17 protein-coding genes are annotated in these 18505 nt (G+C 72.6%); 7 read left to right on the top strand and 10 right to left on the bottom strand.

Annotated elements, in window-relative coordinates; genetic code table 11:
- The first annotated feature begins 184 nt into the window (after positions 1–184).
- Positions 185–835, top strand: a complete 651-nt coding sequence (locus QIY60_RS10870; RefSeq protein WP_283142221.1) for a M23 family metallopeptidase — start codon at positions 185–187, stop codon at positions 833–835.
- Between the two features lie 16 nt (positions 836–851).
- Here QIY60_RS10870 and QIY60_RS10865 read toward each other — a convergent pair whose 3' ends face one another.
- Complete coding sequence (locus QIY60_RS10865) at positions 852–1412, bottom strand: TetR/AcrR family transcriptional regulator (RefSeq protein ID WP_283142220.1); 561 nt, start codon at positions 1410–1412, stop codon at positions 852–854.
- Between the two features lie 107 nt (positions 1413–1519).
- On the opposite strand from QIY60_RS10865, the gene QIY60_RS10860 reads away from it, so the two are divergent.
- Positions 1520–3154: an MDR family MFS transporter gene (locus QIY60_RS10860; RefSeq protein WP_283142219.1), complete on the top strand. Its 1635-nt coding sequence runs from the start codon at positions 1520–1522 to the stop codon at positions 3152–3154.
- Positions 3155–3995: 841 nt separating this feature from the next.
- Here the strand turns inward: QIY60_RS10860 and cseC are convergent.
- From cseC to QIY60_RS10830, 6 genes are all read right to left on the bottom strand, one after another.
- Positions 3996–5297, bottom strand: a complete 1302-nt coding sequence (gene cseC, locus QIY60_RS10855) for a two-component system sensor histidine kinase CseC (protein ID WP_283142218.1) — start codon at positions 5295–5297, stop codon at positions 3996–3998.
- Positions 5298–5415: 118 nt separating this feature from the next.
- The gene (gene cseB / locus QIY60_RS10850) at positions 5416–6120 is read right to left on the bottom strand and encodes a two-component system response regulator CseB (protein ID WP_283142217.1); all 705 of its coding nucleotides are present in this window, start codon (positions 6118–6120) and stop codon (positions 5416–5418) included.
- 102 nt (positions 6121–6222) lie between these two features.
- The gene (locus QIY60_RS10845) at positions 6223–6825 is read right to left on the bottom strand and encodes a hypothetical protein (protein ID WP_283142216.1); all 603 of its coding nucleotides are present in this window, start codon (positions 6823–6825) and stop codon (positions 6223–6225) included.
- Positions 6826–6866: 41 nt separating this feature from the next.
- Positions 6867–7475 carry a SigE family RNA polymerase sigma factor gene (locus tag QIY60_RS10840; protein ID WP_283142215.1) on the bottom strand — a complete coding sequence of 203 codons (609 nt, stop codon included), beginning with the start codon at positions 7473–7475 and terminating at the stop codon, positions 6867–6869.
- Positions 7476–7719: 244 nt separating this feature from the next.
- On the bottom strand, positions 7720–8622 hold the full coding sequence (locus QIY60_RS10835) for an A/G-specific adenine glycosylase (protein WP_283145892.1): 903 nt from the start codon (positions 8620–8622) through the stop codon (positions 7720–7722).
- Positions 8623–8683: 61 nt separating this feature from the next.
- The gene (locus tag QIY60_RS10830) at positions 8684–9298 is read right to left on the bottom strand and encodes a phosphatase PAP2 family protein (protein ID WP_283142214.1); all 615 of its coding nucleotides are present in this window, start codon (positions 9296–9298) and stop codon (positions 8684–8686) included.
- Positions 9299–9410: 112 nt separating this feature from the next.
- Between QIY60_RS10830 and QIY60_RS10825 the strand changes: the two genes are divergently transcribed.
- Complete coding sequence (locus QIY60_RS10825) at positions 9411–10241, top strand: hypothetical protein (protein ID WP_283142213.1); 831 nt, start codon at positions 9411–9413, stop codon at positions 10239–10241.
- A 183-nt stretch (positions 10242–10424) separates the two neighbouring features.
- On the opposite strand, the gene disA is transcribed toward QIY60_RS10825, so the two are convergent.
- Positions 10425–11549 carry a DNA integrity scanning diadenylate cyclase DisA gene (gene disA, locus QIY60_RS10820; protein WP_283142212.1) on the bottom strand — a complete coding sequence of 375 codons (1125 nt, stop codon included), beginning with the start codon at positions 11547–11549 and terminating at the stop codon, positions 10425–10427.
- Between the two features lie 36 nt (positions 11550–11585).
- The gene (gene radA / locus QIY60_RS10815; RefSeq protein ID WP_283142211.1) at positions 11586–12995 is read right to left on the bottom strand and encodes a DNA repair protein RadA; all 1410 of its coding nucleotides are present in this window, start codon (positions 12993–12995) and stop codon (positions 11586–11588) included.
- Positions 12996–13193: 198 nt separating this feature from the next.
- Between radA and QIY60_RS10810 the strand changes: the two genes are divergently transcribed.
- Positions 13194–14930, top strand: coding sequence for a sigma-70 family RNA polymerase sigma factor (locus QIY60_RS10810; RefSeq protein ID WP_283142210.1), 1737 nt, complete (start codon positions 13194–13196; stop codon positions 14928–14930).
- A gap of 38 nt (positions 14931–14968) precedes the next feature.
- Here QIY60_RS10810 and QIY60_RS10805 read toward each other — a convergent pair whose 3' ends face one another.
- Positions 14969–15781, bottom strand: a complete 813-nt coding sequence (locus tag QIY60_RS10805) for a hypothetical protein (protein ID WP_283142209.1) — start codon at positions 15779–15781, stop codon at positions 14969–14971.
- 40 nt (positions 15782–15821) lie between these two features.
- On the opposite strand from QIY60_RS10805, the gene QIY60_RS10800 reads away from it, so the two are divergent.
- The 3 genes from QIY60_RS10800 to QIY60_RS10790 all read left to right on the top strand — a co-directional run bounded on the left by QIY60_RS10800 (position 15822) and on the right by QIY60_RS10790 (position 18278).
- The gene (locus QIY60_RS10800; RefSeq protein ID WP_283142208.1) at positions 15822–16754 is read left to right on the top strand and encodes a Ppx/GppA phosphatase family protein; all 933 of its coding nucleotides are present in this window, start codon (positions 15822–15824) and stop codon (positions 16752–16754) included.
- Positions 16755–16836: 82 nt separating this feature from the next.
- Positions 16837–17652 carry a sugar phosphate isomerase/epimerase gene (locus QIY60_RS10795; RefSeq protein ID WP_283142207.1) on the top strand — a complete coding sequence of 272 codons (816 nt, stop codon included), beginning with the start codon at positions 16837–16839 and terminating at the stop codon, positions 17650–17652.
- Entirely contained in the window at positions 17649–18278 is a 630-nt protein-coding gene (locus QIY60_RS10790) for a TetR family transcriptional regulator (RefSeq protein ID WP_283142206.1), read from the top strand. The genes QIY60_RS10795 and QIY60_RS10790 overlap by 4 nt, the downstream gene beginning before the upstream one ends.
- Positions 18279–18505 lie beyond the last annotated feature (227 nt).

Here is an 18505-nt window from a genome sequence, read left to right as displayed (position 1 = left end):
GACAGATAGCAGCACATGACCCGTGCCCGGGCCGAATTCCGCCGGTGATCGTTACGGCTTTCGTTAGTAGATGGGCGTTTTGGGTCTAAGTGGGAGTGCGGGTTACCAAGGGGTGCAGCCCGGCGCGCCGCTCGTGTGCCGGGCCTGCTTCTGCCCCTGTCGTCCACCCGGAGGATGTCCCCGCATGTCCCAGCGCTCCGTTTCCCGCACTTCCCGCCCGACCGTCCTCCGCCTGTGCGCCGCCGCCGTGGGCGCGGGCATGGGAGCGACGGCCCTGCTGGGTGCCGGAACGGCCGTCGCCGCCGACAAGGCGGGGACCCCGGCGCTGGCCGGTGCGGCCGCTTCCGTCGCCGCGCAGGCCGACGCGCAGGCCAAGGCGGCGGCGCAGGCCGGGAAGGCGGCGGCCAAGAAGACCGTGGCGTGGGTGGACCCGGTGGACACGTACAAGCTCAGCGCCACCTTCGGCACCGGCGGCTCGATGTGGGCGCACAAGCACTCCGGCCAGGACTTCGCGGTGCCGGTCGGCACCCCGGTCAAGGCCGTGCACGCGGGCACGGTCGTCAAGGCCGGCCCCAACGGCGGCGGCGACGGCCCGGCGTACGGCAACGCCGTCGTGATCCGGCACGCCGACCACACGTACTCGCAGTACGCGCACCTGTCGCGGATCGACGTCCGCATCGGGCAGACGATCTCCACCGACCAGCGGATCGCGCTCTCCGGCAACACCGGCAACTCCAGCGGCCCGCACCTGCACTTCGAGATCCGCACGACGGCGAACTACGGCTCGGCGGTCAACCCGGTGGCGTTCCTCCGCACGGCGGGCGTCACGGTCTGACGACCGTAACCGGGGGCTAGCGCCCGCCTCCGTGGGCCTGGGTAACAAGATCGATGGCGACTTCGAGGATGGCCTTGCGCTTCTCCTCGGGGTCGCCTTCGAGGTCCTTGAGGGCGTGCATGCCGACGTGCATGGAGAAGAGCGCGGTGAAGCAGCGGATCTGGTCGGTCAGGGGCGCGTCCGGGTCCTTGATCAGCTCGACCATCGCGAGGACGCGGTCCTTGAAGTTCTCCCCGATGGACAGCTCGCGGACGGTGGCCTGGTTCTCCTGCATGAAGCGGAAGAGCGGGGCGGCGCCGGTCAGAGCGTCGCTGTAACGTCGCAGAACCTCGATCTTGGATTCCAAGGTCTGAGGCTGAGTCCGACCCCATTCCAGAAGTTCATCCATCGGCCGGGTGAGGTCCTCAAACAAACTCACCAGGATGTCTTCCTTGGTTTTGAAGTGGTAGTAGAGCGCCGCCTTGGTGACGTCGAGCCGCTCCGCGATCTCGCGCAGCGAGGTCTTCTCGTACCCCTGCTCGCCGAAGAGCTCCAGGGCCACATCCTGGATGCGCTGGCGGGTGTTGCCTCTGGCCATCGAGCTCTCCTGAAAACTTACTTGACGCCCGGCTAGTAAGGGGTCTACTTTCCCCAGTGTAGTAACTAGCCGGGCGGCAAGTAAGTGTGGGGCGGGGAGTGGGAGAGATGGCACAACAAATCCAGCCGGAGGCTAATGCGGCCGCGGCTCCAGAGGCGGGGCCGAAGCAGCGCAGCACCCGTGTGGTCCTGCTGGCCCTGATGATCGCGATGCTCCTCGCGATGCTCGACAACATGATCGTCGGTACCGCGATGCCCACCATCGTCGGCGACCTGGGCGGCATGGCCCATCTGTCCTGGGTGGTCACCGCGTACACCCTGGCCACCGCCGCCTCGACGCCCATCTGGGGCAAGCTCGGCGACATGTACGGCCGCAAGGGCGCCTTCCTCAGCTCCATAGTCGTCTTCCTGGCGGGCTCCGCGCTCAGCGGCATGGCCCAGGGCATGGGCCAGCTGATCGGCTTCCGGGCGATCCAGGGCCTGGGCGCCGGCGGTCTGATCGTCGGGGTCATGGCGATCATCGGCGAACTGATCCCGCCCCGCGAGCGGGGCAAGTACCAGGGCATGATGGCCGGCGTCATGGGCATCGCCATGATCGGCGGCCCGCTGGTCGGCGGCTCCATCACCGATCACCTCGGCTGGCGCTGGTCCTTCTACATCAACCTGCCCCTCGGCGCGGTCGCGCTCGCGATGGTGACGGCCGTCCTGCACCTCCCGAAGAAGAAGTCCAAGCCGAAGATCGACTACCTCGGTACGGTGCTGCTGACCATCGGGATCACCGCGATCGTGCTGGTCACCACGTGGGGCGGGACGGAGTACGCCTGGGGTTCGGCCCGGATCATGGAGCTGATCGCGCTGGGCGTCGCGGCCCTGGTCGGCTTCTTCTTCGTCGAGACGAAGGCGGCGGAGCCGATCGTGCCGCTGCACATCTTCCGCAGCCGCAACTTCTCGCTGATGGCGACGATCGCGTTCATCACGGGGTTCGTGATGTTCGGCGCGGTGTTGTTCCTCCCCCTCTACCAGCAGTCGGTGCAGGGAGCCTCGGCCACGAACTCAGGCCTGCTCCTCCTCCCGATGCTGCTCTCGATGACGGTCGTCTCGCTCTTCGCGGGCCGGGTCACGACGTCCACGGGCCGCTACAAGGCGTTCCCGATCGTCGGCAGCATCCTCATGGTGACGGGCCTCTACCTCCTCTCCACGATGGACACGGGCACCACGCGGCTGACCTCCGGCCTGTACATGGCGATCCTCGGCGCGGGCATGGGCTGCCTGCTCCAGATCACCATGCTGGTGGCGCAGAACAGCGTCGAGATGAAGGACATCGGCGTCGGCTCCTCGACGAGCACGCTGGCCCGTACGCTCGGCTCCTCCTTCGGTGTGGCCATCATGGGCGCGCTCTTCAACAGCCGGGTCCAGGACGAGATGACCGCGCGGGGCGGGGCCGGGGTCACCCAGCAGTCCGCCCAGCTCGACGCGGCGAGCCTGGCGAAGCTGCCGGTGCCGCTGCGGGAGGCGTACCAGCACGCGGTGTCGTCCGGCACGCACGGGGCGTTCGTCCTCGGTGCGGCGGTCGCGCTCGGCGCGGTGGTGGCTTCGCTGTTCGTGAAGGAGGTGCCGCTGCGGGGGGCCGGGCCGAAGCCTTCGGATGCGGCCCTGGCCGACGCTTCCGCCCCGGCGGAGGTGGCTGACGGCCCGGCCCCGGCCGAGCCGGCTGCGGCGCCGACGGTACGCCAACGCGTCTGACCCGCTCCCCCGCCCGAAGGCCCCCGGACCCTGTCCCCCGGAGGCCTTCGTGGTGCCCGGGGGGTTGATTCCCCCACCCCGCCCCTTCCCGAAAGCCCTGGGCGGGCGGCCGGGGGGTGGGAGGGAGGCCTACTGGGGGCTCCGCCCCCAGACCCGAGCGGGGGCTCCGCCCCCTGCACCCCTGGTGGGGGCTGCGCCCGCTGGGGGTGGGGGGCTACCGGGGTGGGTGGGCTTACGGGGACCTCGCCCCCAGATCCCCCGGCGGGGCTGCGCCCCTGTACCCCTCCTGGAGCGGGTGGGCGCTACCGGGGCGGGTCGGCCTTACGGGAGCTTCGCCCCCCCGGACCCCCGGCCTGGCCTCCGGCCCCTGCCCCCTGCCCCCCGCTTCGGGGCTTCGCCCCGGCCCCGTTCGTCTGCGGGTCGTCTGTGGCTGGTCGCGCAGTTCCCCGCGCCCCTGAGGGGCGGGGCCTGCGGCCCCTGCCCCCCCGCCATGGGCCTCGCCCCAGGCCGGGGGCGAGGTGAGGTAGGGGAGGGGGGTATCCGGGGTTGAGCCCCAGGCGGCTTCGCCAGCCCGGGGTCTCGACTGCGGGGGGTCGCTGGCACGGTCGTGGGTGGGGGTGTGGAGGGGTGTCCCCGCAAGGAGGAGCGCATGAGTGGCCGAAGGCGTGTGGGGGCCGAGCGCGCGACGAAAGAGGAGATACCCCTCCGCACCCCCACCCACCCCACCACCGGACGGGCGCCACCCCCACCGGACCCCAGCATTGCGCCGCAGGCACCGGTCGGAGCCACCCGGCACCGCCAGGCACCGGTCGGAGCCACCCGGCACCGACCACCGACCCCCCTACCCCTGCGGCGGCAGAATCGGGAAGCTCCCCGTCGCCGTCGGGGCGTGTTCCGGGAGCCACAGGACCGCGATCGCGCCGCCCGGCGCCGACGGGGAACCCGCCGCGTTGCGGAACGTCAGGCGCGCGCCCAGTACCCGAGCCTGGCCCGCCGCGATCGTCAGGCCCAGGCCGTGGCCGTGGCCCGCCCGGTCGCTGCTGCCCGTGCGGAACCGGCTCGGCCCCTCCCGCAGCAGCGCCTCCGGGAACCCGGGCCCGTGGTCGCGGATGCGCACCACACGCCCCTCCACGGTGACCTCCACCGGCCCCTTCCCGTGCTTCGCCGCGTTCCCCAGCAGATTCCCCAGGATCCGCTCAAGCCGACGCGGATCCGTGTTCACCCAGGACTCGTGGACGACCCGTACGGCCACCTCCGGATCCAGCACCGCCACCCGCCGGCTCACGAACTCCCCGAGCGCGATCTCCTGGAGCTCCGCCCGCTCGGACGCGCTGTCCAGCCGCGCGACCTCCAGCACGTCCTCCACCAGCGTCCGCATCGCCTGAGCCCGGTTCCGTACCAGCTCAGTAGGACGCCCCGGCGGCAGCAGCTCGGCCGCGGTCAGCAGCCCCGTCACCGGCGTACGCAACTCGTGCGCGATGTCCGCCGTGACCCGGCGCTCCGCCTCCAGCCGCTCCTGCAGCGCGTCCGTCAGCGCGTCGACCGCCCGAGCCAGCTCGTCGGTCTCGTCGCGCACGACCCCGCCGATCGCGTCCCGTACGCGTACGTCCGTATGCCCCTCGGCCACCTTCGTCGCCGCCGCCGCGGCCTTCCGCAGCCGCCGCGAGATCTGCCCGCCGATCAGGATGCCGAGCGCGCACCCGCCGAACACGACCGCGACAGACCCGATGACCAGGGCCCGGTCCAGGTCGGAGATGACGTTCGAGCTGCGGTCGGTGAACGTGCTGTGCAGCGACAGGACGTCGCCGTTGCCGACCGGCACGGCCGCCCAGATGTCGGGCACGCCGTTCTTGCCCTCCGCCACGGACGTGGCCTTGCGGCCCCGGTCCGTCTTGGCCTTCAGATCGGCCGGCAGCGCCGGGTCGTTGAGCTTCGCGCCGAACCGCGTCTGCTTGCTCGTCTCGTAGATGCGCTGCGCGAACAGCACGCGGTCGAGCTGGAGGTCGCGCGCGTTGTCGAGCATCGAGACCCGGGCCGCGTTGTGCACGACGAGGCTGAGCGCGATCACGGTCAGCGCACCGACCGCGGTGATGGCGATGCTGATCTTCCAGCGGACCCCCGTCCGCAGGGTGGGCCGCCTCACGCGCCCCTCACCCACACTGCACTCACACCCGCACCCGAAACCGACCCCGCACCCGAAACCGACCCCGTACCCCAACCCGAAACCGACCCCGCGCTCACGCCCGTGCCCACGCCCGCGCTCACGCCTTCAGTTTGTAGCCGAAGCCACGCACGGTCTCGATCCGGTCCTGCCCGATCTTCGTACGCAGCCGCTGTACATGGACGTCCACCACGCGCGTGTCACCGCCCCACCCGTAGTCCCACACCCGCTCAAGGAGCTTGTCGCGGGAGAGGACGGTACCGGGCGCCGAGGAGAACTCCAGGAGCAGCCGCATCTCGGTAGGCGTCAGGGCGACCGTCTCACCGCCCTTGCGGACCTCCATGCCCTCGGTGTCGACCTCCAGGTCACCGAAGGCGAGCACCCCGCGCTCCGGCTCCCCGTCCGTGTCGGCCGCGCCCGCGCCGGGCCCGCCCGCGTGCCCGAAGCGCCGCAGCACGGCACGGATGCGGGCGACCAGCACGGCCCCGTCGAACGGCTTGGTCACGTAGTCGTCCGCGCCCGCCTCCAGGCCGAGCACCACGTCGATCGAGTCCGCGCGCGCGGACAGCATGATCACGGGGACGGTCGACTCGTCGCGGATGCGGCGGCACAGGCTCACGCCGTCCAGACCCGGCAGCATCACGTCGAGCAGCGCGATGTCCGGCTGGTCGGCGCGGAACGCCTCCAGGCCGGAGAGCCCGTCGGGCATGGCGGTCACGGTGAAGCCGTCGCGCTCCAGCGCGAGCTGGGTGGCTTCACGGATGACGTCGTCGTCCTCGACGAACAGGACATGGGTCTCGGCCATCGTGCTGCTCTCAGTTCCTCGGCGTGCGCTTCTTACGTACGTACAGATGCGGCTCAAAAGCGGTCAGGGCGGTCAAGGGTGATCGTGACCGGGAAGGCCCGGTCACGGCGAGGCCGGTACCGGCGCCTCGGTGCCCTCGTCGTTGCCGACCGCCTTGCTGAAGTCGTTCTCCACCTGGTCGTGCTTGGTGAACTTCGTACCCGACCAGCGGTAGGTCGTCACGATCTCACTGGAGGCGAACGCCGGCTTGTCGCCCTTGGCGTACATCTGCCGGGTCACCACCAGGTCGCCCCGGTCGATCTCCGCGTAGACGGGCGCCTCCTCGGAGGTGAAGACATTGTCGTACGAGGACCCGTCCTCGCGGTACACATACGAGCCGAGTCCCACGGCGTCTCCGCAGGTCATCACGTTCACCACGACGTCCTGCCCGGTGGCGCCGGTCATATGGCCGTAGGAGACGTCGATCGGGTACTCGTCCTTCACACAGGGCTTCAGATCCGCCTTGACGCGCTCGCTGACCTTGGGGTCGGCCTTGAGCAGCCGGACGGCGTTGACCTTCTTGAAGGGCGCCTCGGGGGTCGCGGTCGGCGTCGGCGAGGCGTGGGAGGCGACCTTGTCGGTGTGCGCCTCGCCCTCGTCGCGCGTCCCCGTGCCGCCCGTCGAGCATCCCGCCGCGAGCAGGCCGAAGGCGGCGAGCCCGGCCATAGCCGTGGTTCCCGCCGCCAGTACGCCCCCTCTGCCCCTGCCTAGGCCGCGCACCGCTCCCGCCCCTTTTCGTCGCGCTCCTCGCGGCCGACCCGGCGGTCGGCCTGACGGCCCACCCGGCCGTCGCGTCCTTCAGCGTTGCCGAGAGCGTGGAAGTCCAGCTCGCGGCTCTCCAGCTCCTGCCGGAGCCGGGCCAGTGCCCGGTGCAGCGTGCTCTTGACGGTACCCGCCGACATCCCGAGGGCCGCGGCGGTCTCCTCCGTGCTCATCTGCTCCCAGTGTCGCAGCACCACGACGCTGCGCTGCTTGGGCGCCAGGACTTTCAGTACGTCCATGAGGAGCGCGCGGTCGGCGCGCTGCTCGGAGCCGTCCTCGATGCGCGCGTCCGGCAGCTGCTCGGTGGGCACCTCTTCGAGCTTGCGGGCGCGCCACCACTCGGTCCGCGTGTTGATCATCACGCGGCGCAGGTACGCGTCGGCGAGCGCCTTGTCGGCGATGCCGTCCCAGCGGCCGTACGTACGGGCCAGGGCGGTCTGCAGCAGGTCCTGTGCGTCGACCGGGTCCGGAACGAGCCGCCGGGCGCTGCGCAGCAGGGCCTCCTGCCGGGTGCGTACGTACTCTTCGAACTCGAGCACCTCGCCGTGCGCCATACCCAACCGCCTCCGTCCCCGTGACTTTCCCTGCCTGTCCCACTTACCTGACTGAAGCTACGGAGCCGTTGTCACGGGCCTGTGCGGAGCAGCCGTCGGGGGGCGCACGGAGAGCCATCGGTTGTGTAACAGCGGAGGTTTGGCCCGTGTTTTCACGGGGTACGGGCGTGTCCTCGCGGTGACGCAGAGCGATCCGAAAGAGGTGCGGCCCCGGTCAACAGGGGCCGCCGGAGGGGAAGTTCGGTCAGGTCAGCGGCAGCCGGTACACGCCGCCCGCGAGCGGCTCCACCAGCCCGTCCGCGACGAGGCCGTCAAGCGCGCGGGCCCGCTGCACCGGCTCGTGCCACACCGCGTCCAGCGCGGCCTGCGGTACGGGATCGACCGCCTCCCGCAGCACCGCGAGCAGCTTGCCGCGCACCTGGCGGTCGGTCCCGGCGTAGGTCTGGCCGCGGCGCGGCGGACCGTCGTGCGCGGGCTTCCCCGCCACGTGCCAGGCGCAGCGCGCGGCGATCGGACAGCGCCCGCAGTCCTCGTTCCTGGCCGTGCACACTAGCGCGCCCAGCTCCATCGAGGCGGCCGCCCAGCGGGCCGCGCGGGCCTCGTCGTCGGGCAGCAGCGCGCGGGCCAGGCGCCGCTCGGCGGCGGTGGTGGCGTTCGGCGGGTACTGGACGCCGGTGACGGCCCGCGCGAAGACCCGGCGCACGTTGGTGTCCAGGACCGCGTGGCGCTGCCCGTACGCGAAGGAGGCCACCGCGGCGGCCGTGTACTCGCCGATGCCGGGCAGCGAGAGCAGCTGTCCGTGGTCGCGCGGCACGTCGCCGCCGTGCCGTTCCGTTATCGCCACGGCGGCTCCGTGCAGCCGCAGCGCGCGGCGCGGGTAGCCGAGCCGCCCCCAGGCGCGCACGGCCTCGCCCGGCGCGTCGGCGGCCAGGTCGGCCGGGCGCGGCCAGCGGGCCAGCCACTGCTCGTACACCGGGAGCACCCGGCTCACGGGCGTCTGCTGGAGCATGAACTCGCTGACCATCACCCCCCAGGCACCGGCCTCGGGGCGGCGCCAGGGCAGGTCGCGCGCGTGCTGGTCGAACCACCCGAGGACGGGGGTGTGGAGAGCGTCGGGGGAGACCGTGTCGGGGTCGGTCGTCGGCATCGTCGTCATGGCACCCCCGATCCTGGCACGGAACGGGGGTGCGACGGGCACGGCGGGCCGCTCAGCGGCGGGCGTGCAGCGGCGCGCCCGGACCGGTCAGCCAGAGGGCCGCGCCGTTGCCGCTGGCCCGCATCGACTCGACCAGCGAGCGCACCGGGCGGGTGCCGGCCTTGGTGACGAGGAACGCGACGGCCGTGCCGAGCAGCAGGCCCACCGCCACGTCGTGCGGGTAGTGCACGCCCACGTACACCCGCGAGAAGGCCATGAGCAGCGCCATCGGCACGGTCAGCGCCCAGATGCGCGGCCAGGCCAGCGCGAGCGCGACGGCCGCGCCGCCCGCGATGGTGGCGTGGTTGGAGGGGAACGACCAGTCGCCGTTGGCCGGGCAGGTGATCAGGGAAGCGGCGGCGCCCTTGACCGCGCGGCACGGGCGCTCCTCGTCCACCAGCGACTTGATCACCTCGCTGGCGATGTACGCGGCGGCGGTCGCCAGCGGCGCGAGCAGCGCCAGGGCCATCGCCGTCGAACCGGCCCGGCGCGCCCGCCACCAGCAGACGACGAACAGCACGCCGAACAGGATCAGCCCCACCTCCGTCCAGAGCTCGACGAGGTGCTGCAGCCACGAGGGGTTGTCGTGGGCGAAGTCGGTGATGTCGCGGTAGAGATCGCTATCCATGGTGACGGACAGTATGGAACATCGCCTTCCGGAATGATGATCCGGAAAAGTTGCGGAGGGCGAGCGGCGGGTGGGGCGGGAGTTGGTGCGGAACTCTCGTAGAGTTTCGCCCGTGGGATCTCTGCGCAATCCGGTCGGGCCGCTTCCCTCCTCCATCTACTGGCGACGGAGGGCAGTCGCGCTGTCCCTGCTCGCGCTGCTCGTGGTGGTGATCCTATGGGCCGTCAGTTCCGGTGGCGGGGGCGGCAGTACGGGCAGCTCCAACGACAAGGGCGCCCACCCGGCTCCCTCGATCACACCGGGGCCGGGGAGCTCTGGTCCGGCGATCAGTACGGCGCCGGGCGGCCGTGACGAGTCCCCGGGCGGCTCCGGCTCGTCGTCTTCCTCCTCCGGCGGCGGTACGGGCGGGTCGTCGTCCTCCGGCGGCGCCGGCAACGGGGGCGCGGACGGCGGGGGTTCGTCCTCCGGAGGCGGCGCGGGCGCCGTCGGCGGCGGCTCCTCCGAGGGCGGTACGGCGCGGCAGGTGCCCGCGGGGTCCTCGCTGCCGGTCTGCGCGCCGGGTCAGCTGAAGCTGACGGTCCGGAGCCTGAAGAACGAGTACGCGCCCGGGGAGAAGCCGCGGGTCGAGATCTCCGTCCAGAACACGGCGTCCTCCACCTGCAAGGCGGACCTCGGGCCCAAGGGGGCGGTGCTCGTGGTGACGGGCTCCGGCGACAGCAAGGTGTGGGCGTCGGACGACTGTCCCAGCGGGTCGGGGAGCGTGCTGTTCGAGGTGCCGGGCAATGCGACGGTCACGCATGTGGTGGCGTGGGACCGGACGCGGAGCGCGGCGCGCTGCGCTACGCCGCCGCCGGGCGGGCCGGCCCCCGGCACGTACCTCTTCGAGGTCCAGGCCACGGGCCTGCCGGTGGCCCGGGCCCCATTCTCCTTGACGAAGGACTAGCCCCCGGGGCTCCGCCCCCGGACCCCGTTCGTCTGCGGACCGTGCTGGGTTGCTCGCGCAGTTCCCCGCGCCCCTTGAATGCCGCTGCGCGGCATCCCCTGGGCGCCCCGCAGGGGCGCCTTTAGGGGCGCGGGGAACTGCGCGACCAGCCACAGACGGCCCGCAGACGAAGCCACGTCCTCGCTAGACGTATCGCTCCAGGATCGACGACTCCGCCAAGCGCGACAGCCCCTCGCGGACGCTGCGCGCACGCGCCTCGCCGACGCCGTCCACCGTCTGGAGGTCGTCCACCGACGCGGCCAGCAGCTTCTGGAGGCCGCCGAAGTGCTCCACCAGGCGTTCGATGATCGCGCCGGGGAGGCGGGGGACCTTGGCCAGGAGGCGGTAGCCGCGGGGGGAGACCGCGGAGTCCAGCGTCTCGGGGGAGCCGCTGTAGCCCAACGCCCGCGCCACTATGGGCAGTTCAAGCAGCTCCGCGTGGGTGAGCTCGTTCAGCTCCGTCAGCGCCTCCGGCACCGTGCGGGAGCGCTTCGCCGTGGGCTCGGGCACGTAGTCCCGCACCACCAGCTCCCGCTCGGGCTCGACGCCCGCGATCAGCTCGTCCAGCTGGAGCGAGAGCAGCCGCCCGTCCGTGCCCAACTCCACCACGTACTCGGCGATCTCCGTGGCGATGCGTCTCACCATCTCCAGACGCTGGGCCACCGCCGTGACGTCCCGGACCGTCACCAGGTCCTCGATCTCCAGCGCGGAGAGCGTGCCCGCCACCTCGTCCAGGCGCAGCTTGTACCGCTCCAGCGTCGCCAGCGCCTGGTTCGCGCGCGAGAGGATCGCCGCCGACTCCTCCAGGACCCGGCGCTCCCCGTCCACGTACAGCGCGATCAGGCGCATGGACTGGGAGACCGAGACGACCGGGAAGTTGCACTGCTTGGAGACCCGGTCCGCCGTGCGGTGGCGGGTGCCGGTCTCCTCCGTGGGGATGCCCGCGTCCGGGACCAGCTGCACCCCGGCCCGGTGGATCTTGGTGATGTCCTTGTCCAGGACCAGCGCGCCGTCCAGCTTGCACAGCTCGCGCAGCCGCGTCGCGGTGAACTCCACGTCCAGGACGAACCCGCCCGTGCACATGGAGTCGACCGTCTTGTCGAGGCCGAGGACGATCAGGCCGCCCGTGTTGCCCCGGAGGATGCGCTCCAGGCCGTCGCGGAGTGCGGTGCCGGGCGCGACGGCGCTCAGCGCGGCACGCATCAGCGCTTCGTTGCCGGAGCCTGTGCCGGACTTGCCGGTTCCCGCTGCCCGGTCGTTGGCTGCCACTGCACTCCTCCGGTCGCAGACGTTCGACGGCAAAGTCTACCGGCGCTCCTCCTCCCCCCGTGGGGCCTCCGTGCGACGCCCGCGCGGCAGCACCCGCAGGGCGTCCCCCATGTCGGCGACTTCCGTGACCTTCATACCGGCCGGGACCTTGCCCGGGTCGGACGGCACCAGTGCGTGCGTGAAGCCCAGGCGGTGGGCCTCGGCGAGCCGGCGCTGGACGCCCGTCACCCGTCTGACCTCGCCCGCGAGCCCCACCTCGCCGATCGCCACCAGGTTCTTCGGCAACGGGGTGTCGCTCGCCGCCGAGGCCAGCGCGAGGGCGATCGCCAGGTCGGCAGCGGGCTCGGAGAGCTTCACACCGCCGACCGTCGCGCTGTAGATGTCGCGCTTGCCCAGCGCGGTGATCCGCCCGCGCTGCTCCAGGACCGCCAGCATCATCGAGACCCGGGAGGTCTCCAGGCCCGACGTGGTGCGGCGGGGCGAGGGGATCTGGGAGTCGACGGTGAGCGCCTGGACCTCGGCCACCAGGGGCCTGCGGCCCTCCAGAGTCACCGTCAGACACGTGCCCGGCACCGGCTCGTCGCGCCGGGTGAGGAACAGGCCCGACGGGTCGGCCAGGCCCGTGATCCCCTCGTCGTGCAGCTCGAAGCAGCCGACCTCGTCCGTCGCCCCGTACCGGTTCTTCACGCCGCGCACCAGCCGCAGGCGCGCGTGCCGGTCGCCCTCGAAGGACAGCACGACGTCCACCAGGTGCTCCAGGAGGCGGGGGCCCGCGATCGCGCCGTCCTTGGTGACATGGCCGACCAGGAGCGTCGCCATCCCGCGCTCCTTGGAGGCGCGGATCAGCGCGCCCGCCACCTCGCGCACCTGCGCCATGCCGCCGGGCGCGCCGTCGATCTCCGGGGAGGCCACGGTCTGTACGGAGTCGAGGACGAGCAGGGACGGCTTGACCGCGTCCAGATGGCCCAGCACCGCCGAGAGGTCCGTCTCGGCCGCCAGATACAGGTGGTCGTTGAGCGCGTTGATCCGGTCGGCGCGCAGCCGGACCTGGCTCGCCGACTCCTCGCCCGTCACATAGAGGGTGCGGTGCTCCTCCTTGGCCGCCTTCGCCGCCACGTCGAGGAGCAGCGTGGACTTGCCGACGCCCGGCTCGCCCGCGAGCAGCACCACCGCGCCCGGGACGAGCCCGCCGCCCAGGACGCGGTCCAGCTCGTCGACGCCGGTCGAGCGCGCGGTGGCCTGGCGGGCGTCCACCTGGCCGATCGGCAGCGCGGCGGCGGAGACCCGGCCCGCCGACGTGGTGCGCACAGCGGGCGCGCCGTACTCCTCGACCGTCCCCCACGCCTGGCACTCGGGGCAGCGGCCGAGCCACTTGGCGGTCGTCCAGCCGCATTCGGTGCAGCGGTAGGACGGCCGGTCCTTCGCGGATTTCGTACGGGTAGCCATGACGTCACCGTAGCGGCGGCCACTGACAGCGCCGCCGGGCGGATGGTCCTCGGGGGTCGGCCGGTGGCATATCCACGGCCGAAGGCCGTTCCCCCACAAGGAGGAAGGCAACGTTCCGCGCCGGGGAAGGCAAGCTTCCGCGACGGAAGACCGGGTTCCTGTCCCCTTTTGAGGGATACCTTCACCCGTAAGGAGTAAATGTGCTCAAGCGGCACGAAGGACCCGGGATCCTGCGCCTACCTTCGCCGGGTGAAGAGCAGCGGTCCGGATCACCCCACGCACACCACCGGCGCACACCGGGCGCAGCACCGCGCGCCGGGGACGTTGGCCCAGCGCCCGCCGGCGCGTTACGAGGCGTATCTCGACGGCCTGTTCACGTACTGCCTGTCCGTGCTCTGCGACCACGAGGAGGCCGTCCACGTCCTCGGTGACGTCCTCGCCGTCTCCGAGCGGCAGCACGCGCGCTGCCCCGACACCGAGGCCGAGCGCAAGGCGTGGCTGTACGCATTGGCGCGCTGGTCCTGTCTGCGCAAGCTCGCCGAGCGCAAACGCTCCCGCAAGGGCGCCCACACCGGCCGCCCGCAGGCGTGCGAGCAGAGCGCCGGGGCCCCGGTCGCCCCCGAGGAGGCCGAGCGGCGGCAGCGCGAACTGGCCCTGCTCGCCTGGCCCGAGGCCGCCGGAACCACACCCGAGCAGCGCGAGGCCCTCGAACTCGCCGTCCGCCACCAGCTGGGCCCCCGCGAGGTCGCCTCCGTCCTCGGCATGAGCTACCCGGCCGCCCGCGAACTGCTCGCCGCCGGCGCCTGCGAGGTCGAGCGGACCCGGGCCGCGCTCGCCGTCGTCGAGACCGGCGGCTGCCCGTCGGTCGCCCGGCTCACCGGCGATCACCAGGTGCTGCTCTCGGCGGCCCTGCGCCGCGAGCTGGTCCGGCACGTCGACGACTGCCCGCGCTGCCGCCGCGCCGCCGAGCGCGCCGGGGCCGCCGGGCCCTGGCCGGGCTCCTCGGTCACCCCGGCCGCGCTGCCGCTGGCCGAGGCGCCGCGCGCGGCCGCGTACGCGGCGATGCTCCACGTGCCCAGGACCCGCGGCGGCGCGCCCCGCTTCGACCGGTCCGGCTTCCCGATGGACCCCAAGGACCGCGCCGCCCGCCGCGACCGGCTACGCGCGCGTGCCGTGACGACCACGGTGGTGGCCACGGTCGTCGCCGCGCCCGCCTTCGCGCTCTGGGCCGCCTACCGCGGCGCCCCCGCGACCGGAGAGTCGCACGACGGCGCCAAGATCACCGCCAGCGAGGCCGACAGCTCCGGCGGCGAGGGGCTCCCGTACGAGCGCTACCAGAACGCGGGCAACGCCCGCACCGACCCCGACCCCCGCTCCACGGCGGGCGGCCGCACCCCCGCCGACGTCTCCGTGGAGGTCGTCAGCCCCGGTTCCGCCAGCCCGACGAGCCCTGGCGACCTCACCGTCTCGGCCCGCTCGCAGGGCGGCGTCACCGTCCTCACGCTCACCGCCACGGGCGACGGGCCGGTGCACTGGTCGCTGTGGACGAACGCGCCCTGGCTCGTCTTCAGCAGCACGGGCGGGACACTGGACGCGGGCGGAAACGTATCCGTGTACGTGTCGGTCAACCACGCGCGCGAACCGCGCGGCCCGTGGTCGGCCCAGGTGGGCGTGCGGCCCTCGGGCGCGGTCGTGCGGATCACCGGGACCGGGCAGGGGACGCGGGCCATCCCGCCCGCCTCGCCCGCCCCCGGCACGCCGTCCTCGCCGGAGCCGACCCCGCCCACGACCCCGACGACACCCACGACGCCGCCCGCGTCCCCGACGCCGACCAGCCCGTCGCCCACGCCGACCTCGGAGTCGCCGACCCCGACGGCCCCGACCTCGCCGCCGGACACCCCGAGCGACACGGCGTCGTCGCCGCAGCCCTCATGAGTCCGTCAGCCGTCGTGAGCGCCCCGCCGGTCCGGCCGTCAGCGGGCCGGGTCCGCCGGGTGCGGTGCCACCAGCGGCAGCGAGGACGCCAGGCGCGCCTCGCACAGGCCCACGAGCACGCCGTACGCCTTCTTGCCCATCAGCTCGGTCAGCTCCGGCCGGTAGGTCACATAGACCGGCTCGCCCGCGCCGTGCGCCGAGGTCGCCGAGGTGCACCACCAGTGCAGGTCGTGGCCGCCCGGCCCCCAGCCGCGCCGGTCGTACTCACCGATCGAGATCTGCAGCACGCGCGTCTCGTCCGGCCGGTCGATCCAGTCGTACGTACGCCGCACCGGCAGCTGCCAGCAGACGTCCGGCTTGGTCTCCAGCGGCTCCTTGCCCTCCTTGAGGGCCAGGATGTGCAGCGAGCAGCCCGCGCCGCCCGCGAAACCGGGCCGGTTCTGGAAGATGCAGGAACCTTCCCACCTGCGGGTCTGCCGCTCGCCGTCCTCGTCGAGCTGGACCCAGCCGCTCTGCGAGCCCTCGTCGTGGAACTGCCACAGCTCCGGCGTGAGCCGCGCCACGTGCTCCGCCACGCGCTTCTCGTCGTCCTCGTCCGAGAAGTGCGCGCCGAGCGTGCAGCAGCCGTCGTCGGCGCGGCCCGCCTGGATGCCCTGGCAGCCGCTGCCGAAGACGCAGGTCCACCGCGAGGTCAGCCAGGTCAGGTCGCAGCGGAAGACCTGTTCGTCGTCGGCGGGGTCCGGGAACTCGACCCACGCGCGCGGGAAGTCGACCCCCTGCTCGTCGGCCCGCTGCTTGGGAGTCTTGGGGGCCTTGGCTTTGCCCGGCTTCGCCTTTTTCGTCTTTGGCACGGGACAAGCGTATGTCCGCAACCGCAGTAGCGTTCAGCCCATGAGACTCGGAGTCCTCGATGTGGGGTCGAATACGGTTCACCTGCTGGTGGTGGACGCGCACGCCGGTGCCGCGCCGCTGCCCGCGTACTCGCACAAGGCCGAGCTGAGGCTCGCCGAGCTCCTCGACGAGGACGGTGCGATCGGACCGGAAGGCGTCGACCGGTTGGTGGCCACGGTCAGCGGCGCGCTGATCGCGGCCGAGGACAAGGGCGTCGAGGAAATGCTCCCGTTCGCCACCTCGGCGGTGCGCGAGGCCAGCAACGCGGACCTGGTGATCGCCCGGGTCAAGGAGGAGACCGGCGTCGACCTCGGGGTCCTCTCCGGCGAGGAGGAGGCCCGCCTCACCTTCCTGGCGGCCCGCCGCTGGTACGGCTGGTCCGCGGGCAAACTGCTGCTCCTGGACATCGGCGGCGGCTCCCTGGAGGTCGCGTACGGGATCGACGAGGAGCCCGACGCGGCCGTGTCGCTGCCGCTGGGCGCCGGCCGGCTCACCGCGGCCTGGCTGCCGGGCGACCCGCCGGACCCCTCCGACGTACGGGCGCTGCGCCGCCACGTACGCGCGCAGATCGCCCGTACGGTCGGCGAGTTCACCCGCTCCGGCTCTCCGGACCACGTGGTCGCCACCTCCAAGACCTTCAAGCAGCTCGCCAGGATCGCGGGCGCCGCCCGCTCCACCGAGGGCGTGTACGTCCAGCGCACCCTGAGCCGGAAGGCGCTGGAGGAGTGGGTGCCCAAGCTCGCCGCGATGACCACCGAGCAGCGCACCACGCTGCCCGGCGTCTCCGAGGGCCGGGCGCGCCAGCTGCTCGCGGGGGCGCTGGTGGCCGAGGGGGCGATGGACCTGTTCGAGGTGGAGGAGCTGGAGATCTGCCCGTGGGCGCTGCGCGAGGGCGTGATCCTGCGCCACCTCGACCAGCTGCCGGTGGGATGACGACGGCGGCGGGGGCGACGGGTTCCGGCCACCTGGACGGTCCCCTCGCGGCCCCTCTTGTGGGTGCCCTTACGCTGTCTCCGTGGCAGAACCAGTAGTGCGCATCCCGGATGCGAAGGTCGCCCTGTCGACGGCTTCGGTCTATCCGGAGTCGACGGCGACGGCCTTCGAGATCGCCGCGCGCCTGGGGTACGACGGCGTCGAGGTCATGGTCTGGACCGACCCGGTCAGCCAGGACATCGACGCCCTGCGCCGCCTGTCGGACTACCACCAGGTGCCGATCCTGGCCGTTCACGCCCCCTGTCTGCTGATCACCCAGCGGGTCTGGTCGACCGACCCCTGGGTGAAGCTGCAACGCGCCAGAGCCGCGGCCGAGAAGCTGGGCGCCTCCACCGTGGTGGTGCACCCGCCGTTCCGCTGGCAGCGCCAGTACGCCCGCGACTTCGTCTCCGGCATCTGGCGGATGGCGGACGAGACGGACGTACGGTTCGCCGTCGAGAACATGTACCCGTGGCGCTACCGCGACCGGGAGATGCTCGCGTACGCACCCGACTGGGACGTCACCAAAGACGACTACCGGCACTTCACGGTCGACCTCTCGCACGCCGCGACCGCCCGCACCGACGCGATGGCGCTCGTCGACCGCATGGGCGACCGGCTCGCCCACGTCCACCTCGCCGACGGCAAGGGCTCGGCCAAGGACGAGCACCTGGTGCCCGGCCGGGGCAGCCAGCCGTGCGCCGAGCTCCTGGAGGGCCTGGCCCGCACCGGCTTCGACGGGCACGTCGTCATCGAGGTCAACACCCGCCGGGCCATGTCCGCGGCCGAACGCGAGGCCGACCTCGCGGAAGCCCTCGCCTTCACCCGGCTGCACCTCGCCTCGAAGGTGCGCCGGTGACCGGCACCGCGTCCGCCCCGCGCCGGGGGCGGGGCCGCCCGTCGCGCGCCGAGGCCGAGAGCGGGCCCGGCGCCCGCGAGCGGATCCTGAAGGCGGCCCGCGCGGAGTTCGCCCAGCGCGGCTACGACAAGACGTCCGTACGCGGCATCGCCAAGGCGGCCGGGGTGGACGCGGCCCTCGTCCACCACTACTTCGACACCAAGGACGGGGTGTTCGAGGCGGCGGTCGAGCTGACCCTGGAGCCGGTCCAGCTGGTCCCGGCGGTGGTCGGCGCCGGCGCCTCCCTCGACGGCGTCGGCGAACGCATGGCCCGCTACTTCATCGAGGTCTGGGAGAACCCCGCCACGCGCGCGCAGCTCCTCGCGCTGTTCCGCTCGGCCCTGACCCACGAGGCGGCGGCGAAGGTCCTGCGCACGTTCGTGCTGCGCCGCGTCCTGGAACGGGTGGCGGCGGACCTGAACGTCCCCGACCCCCGCTTCCGCGTGGAACTGGCGGCGTCACACCTGGTGGGCATCGCGGTCCTGCGCTACGTCCTCAAGGTCGAACCCCTGGCGTCGACGGACCCGGAGCAGATCATCGAGATGGTGGCACCGACGCTGCAGAGGTACTTGACGGACGAGGGCTGACCCCGGCCCCTTCCCCACCTCCCCTCCCGTTGTGGGCAGGCGTTCCGCACGGCGTGGGGGTCCCCCCTGCTCCTTAAGAGCTTTGGGGGAGGGTGGGCACAACGGACCACGGTCCGCAGACGAACGGGGGTCCGGGGCGAAGCCCCGCCAGGTGCCCGGGCCGCCCGGATGCCGAGCCATCCGTCCCGCCATCCGGACGCCCTGTCCAGATCTTGGATCCGGAGCGT

This window comes from Streptomyces sp. BPTC-684 (assembly GCF_030028635.1).
GTDB lineage: Bacteria > Actinomycetota > Actinomycetes > Streptomycetales > Streptomycetaceae > Streptomyces > Streptomyces noboritoensis.
This window is presented reverse-complemented; position numbering and strand designations above follow the sequence as displayed.

Bases quoted from the DNA above. Each gene is read 5' to 3' on its own strand.
- cseB (WP_283142217.1), bottom strand. From the start codon at position 6,120: ATGGCCGAGACCCATGTCCTGTTCGTCGAGGACGACGACGTCATCCGT.
- QIY60_RS10800 (WP_283142208.1), top strand. From the start codon at position 15,822: ATGAGACTCGGAGTCCTCGATGTGGGGTCGAATACGGTTCACCTGCTG.
- QIY60_RS10810 (WP_283142210.1), top strand. From the start codon at position 13,194: ATGTGCTCAAGCGGCACGAAGGACCCGGGATCCTGCGCCTACCTTCGC.
- QIY60_RS10840 (WP_283142215.1), bottom strand. From the start codon at position 7,475: ATGGCGCACGGCGAGGTGCTCGAGTTCGAAGAGTACGTACGCACCCGG.
- radA (WP_283142211.1), bottom strand. From the start codon at position 12,995: ATGGCTACCCGTACGAAATCCGCGAAGGACCGGCCGTCCTACCGCTGC.
- QIY60_RS10870 (WP_283142221.1), top strand. From the start codon at position 185: ATGTCCCAGCGCTCCGTTTCCCGCACTTCCCGCCCGACCGTCCTCCGC.
- QIY60_RS10865 (WP_283142220.1), bottom strand. From the start codon at position 1,412: ATGGCCAGAGGCAACACCCGCCAGCGCATCCAGGATGTGGCCCTGGAG.
- QIY60_RS10845 (WP_283142216.1), bottom strand. From the start codon at position 6,825: ATGGCCGGGCTCGCCGCCTTCGGCCTGCTCGCGGCGGGATGCTCGACG.
- QIY60_RS10830 (WP_283142214.1), bottom strand. From the start codon at position 9,298: ATGGATAGCGATCTCTACCGCGACATCACCGACTTCGCCCACGACAAC.
- QIY60_RS10860 (WP_283142219.1), top strand. From the start codon at position 1,520: ATGGCACAACAAATCCAGCCGGAGGCTAATGCGGCCGCGGCTCCAGAG.
- QIY60_RS10835 (WP_283145892.1), bottom strand. From the start codon at position 8,622: ATGCCGACGACCGACCCCGACACGGTCTCCCCCGACGCTCTCCACACC.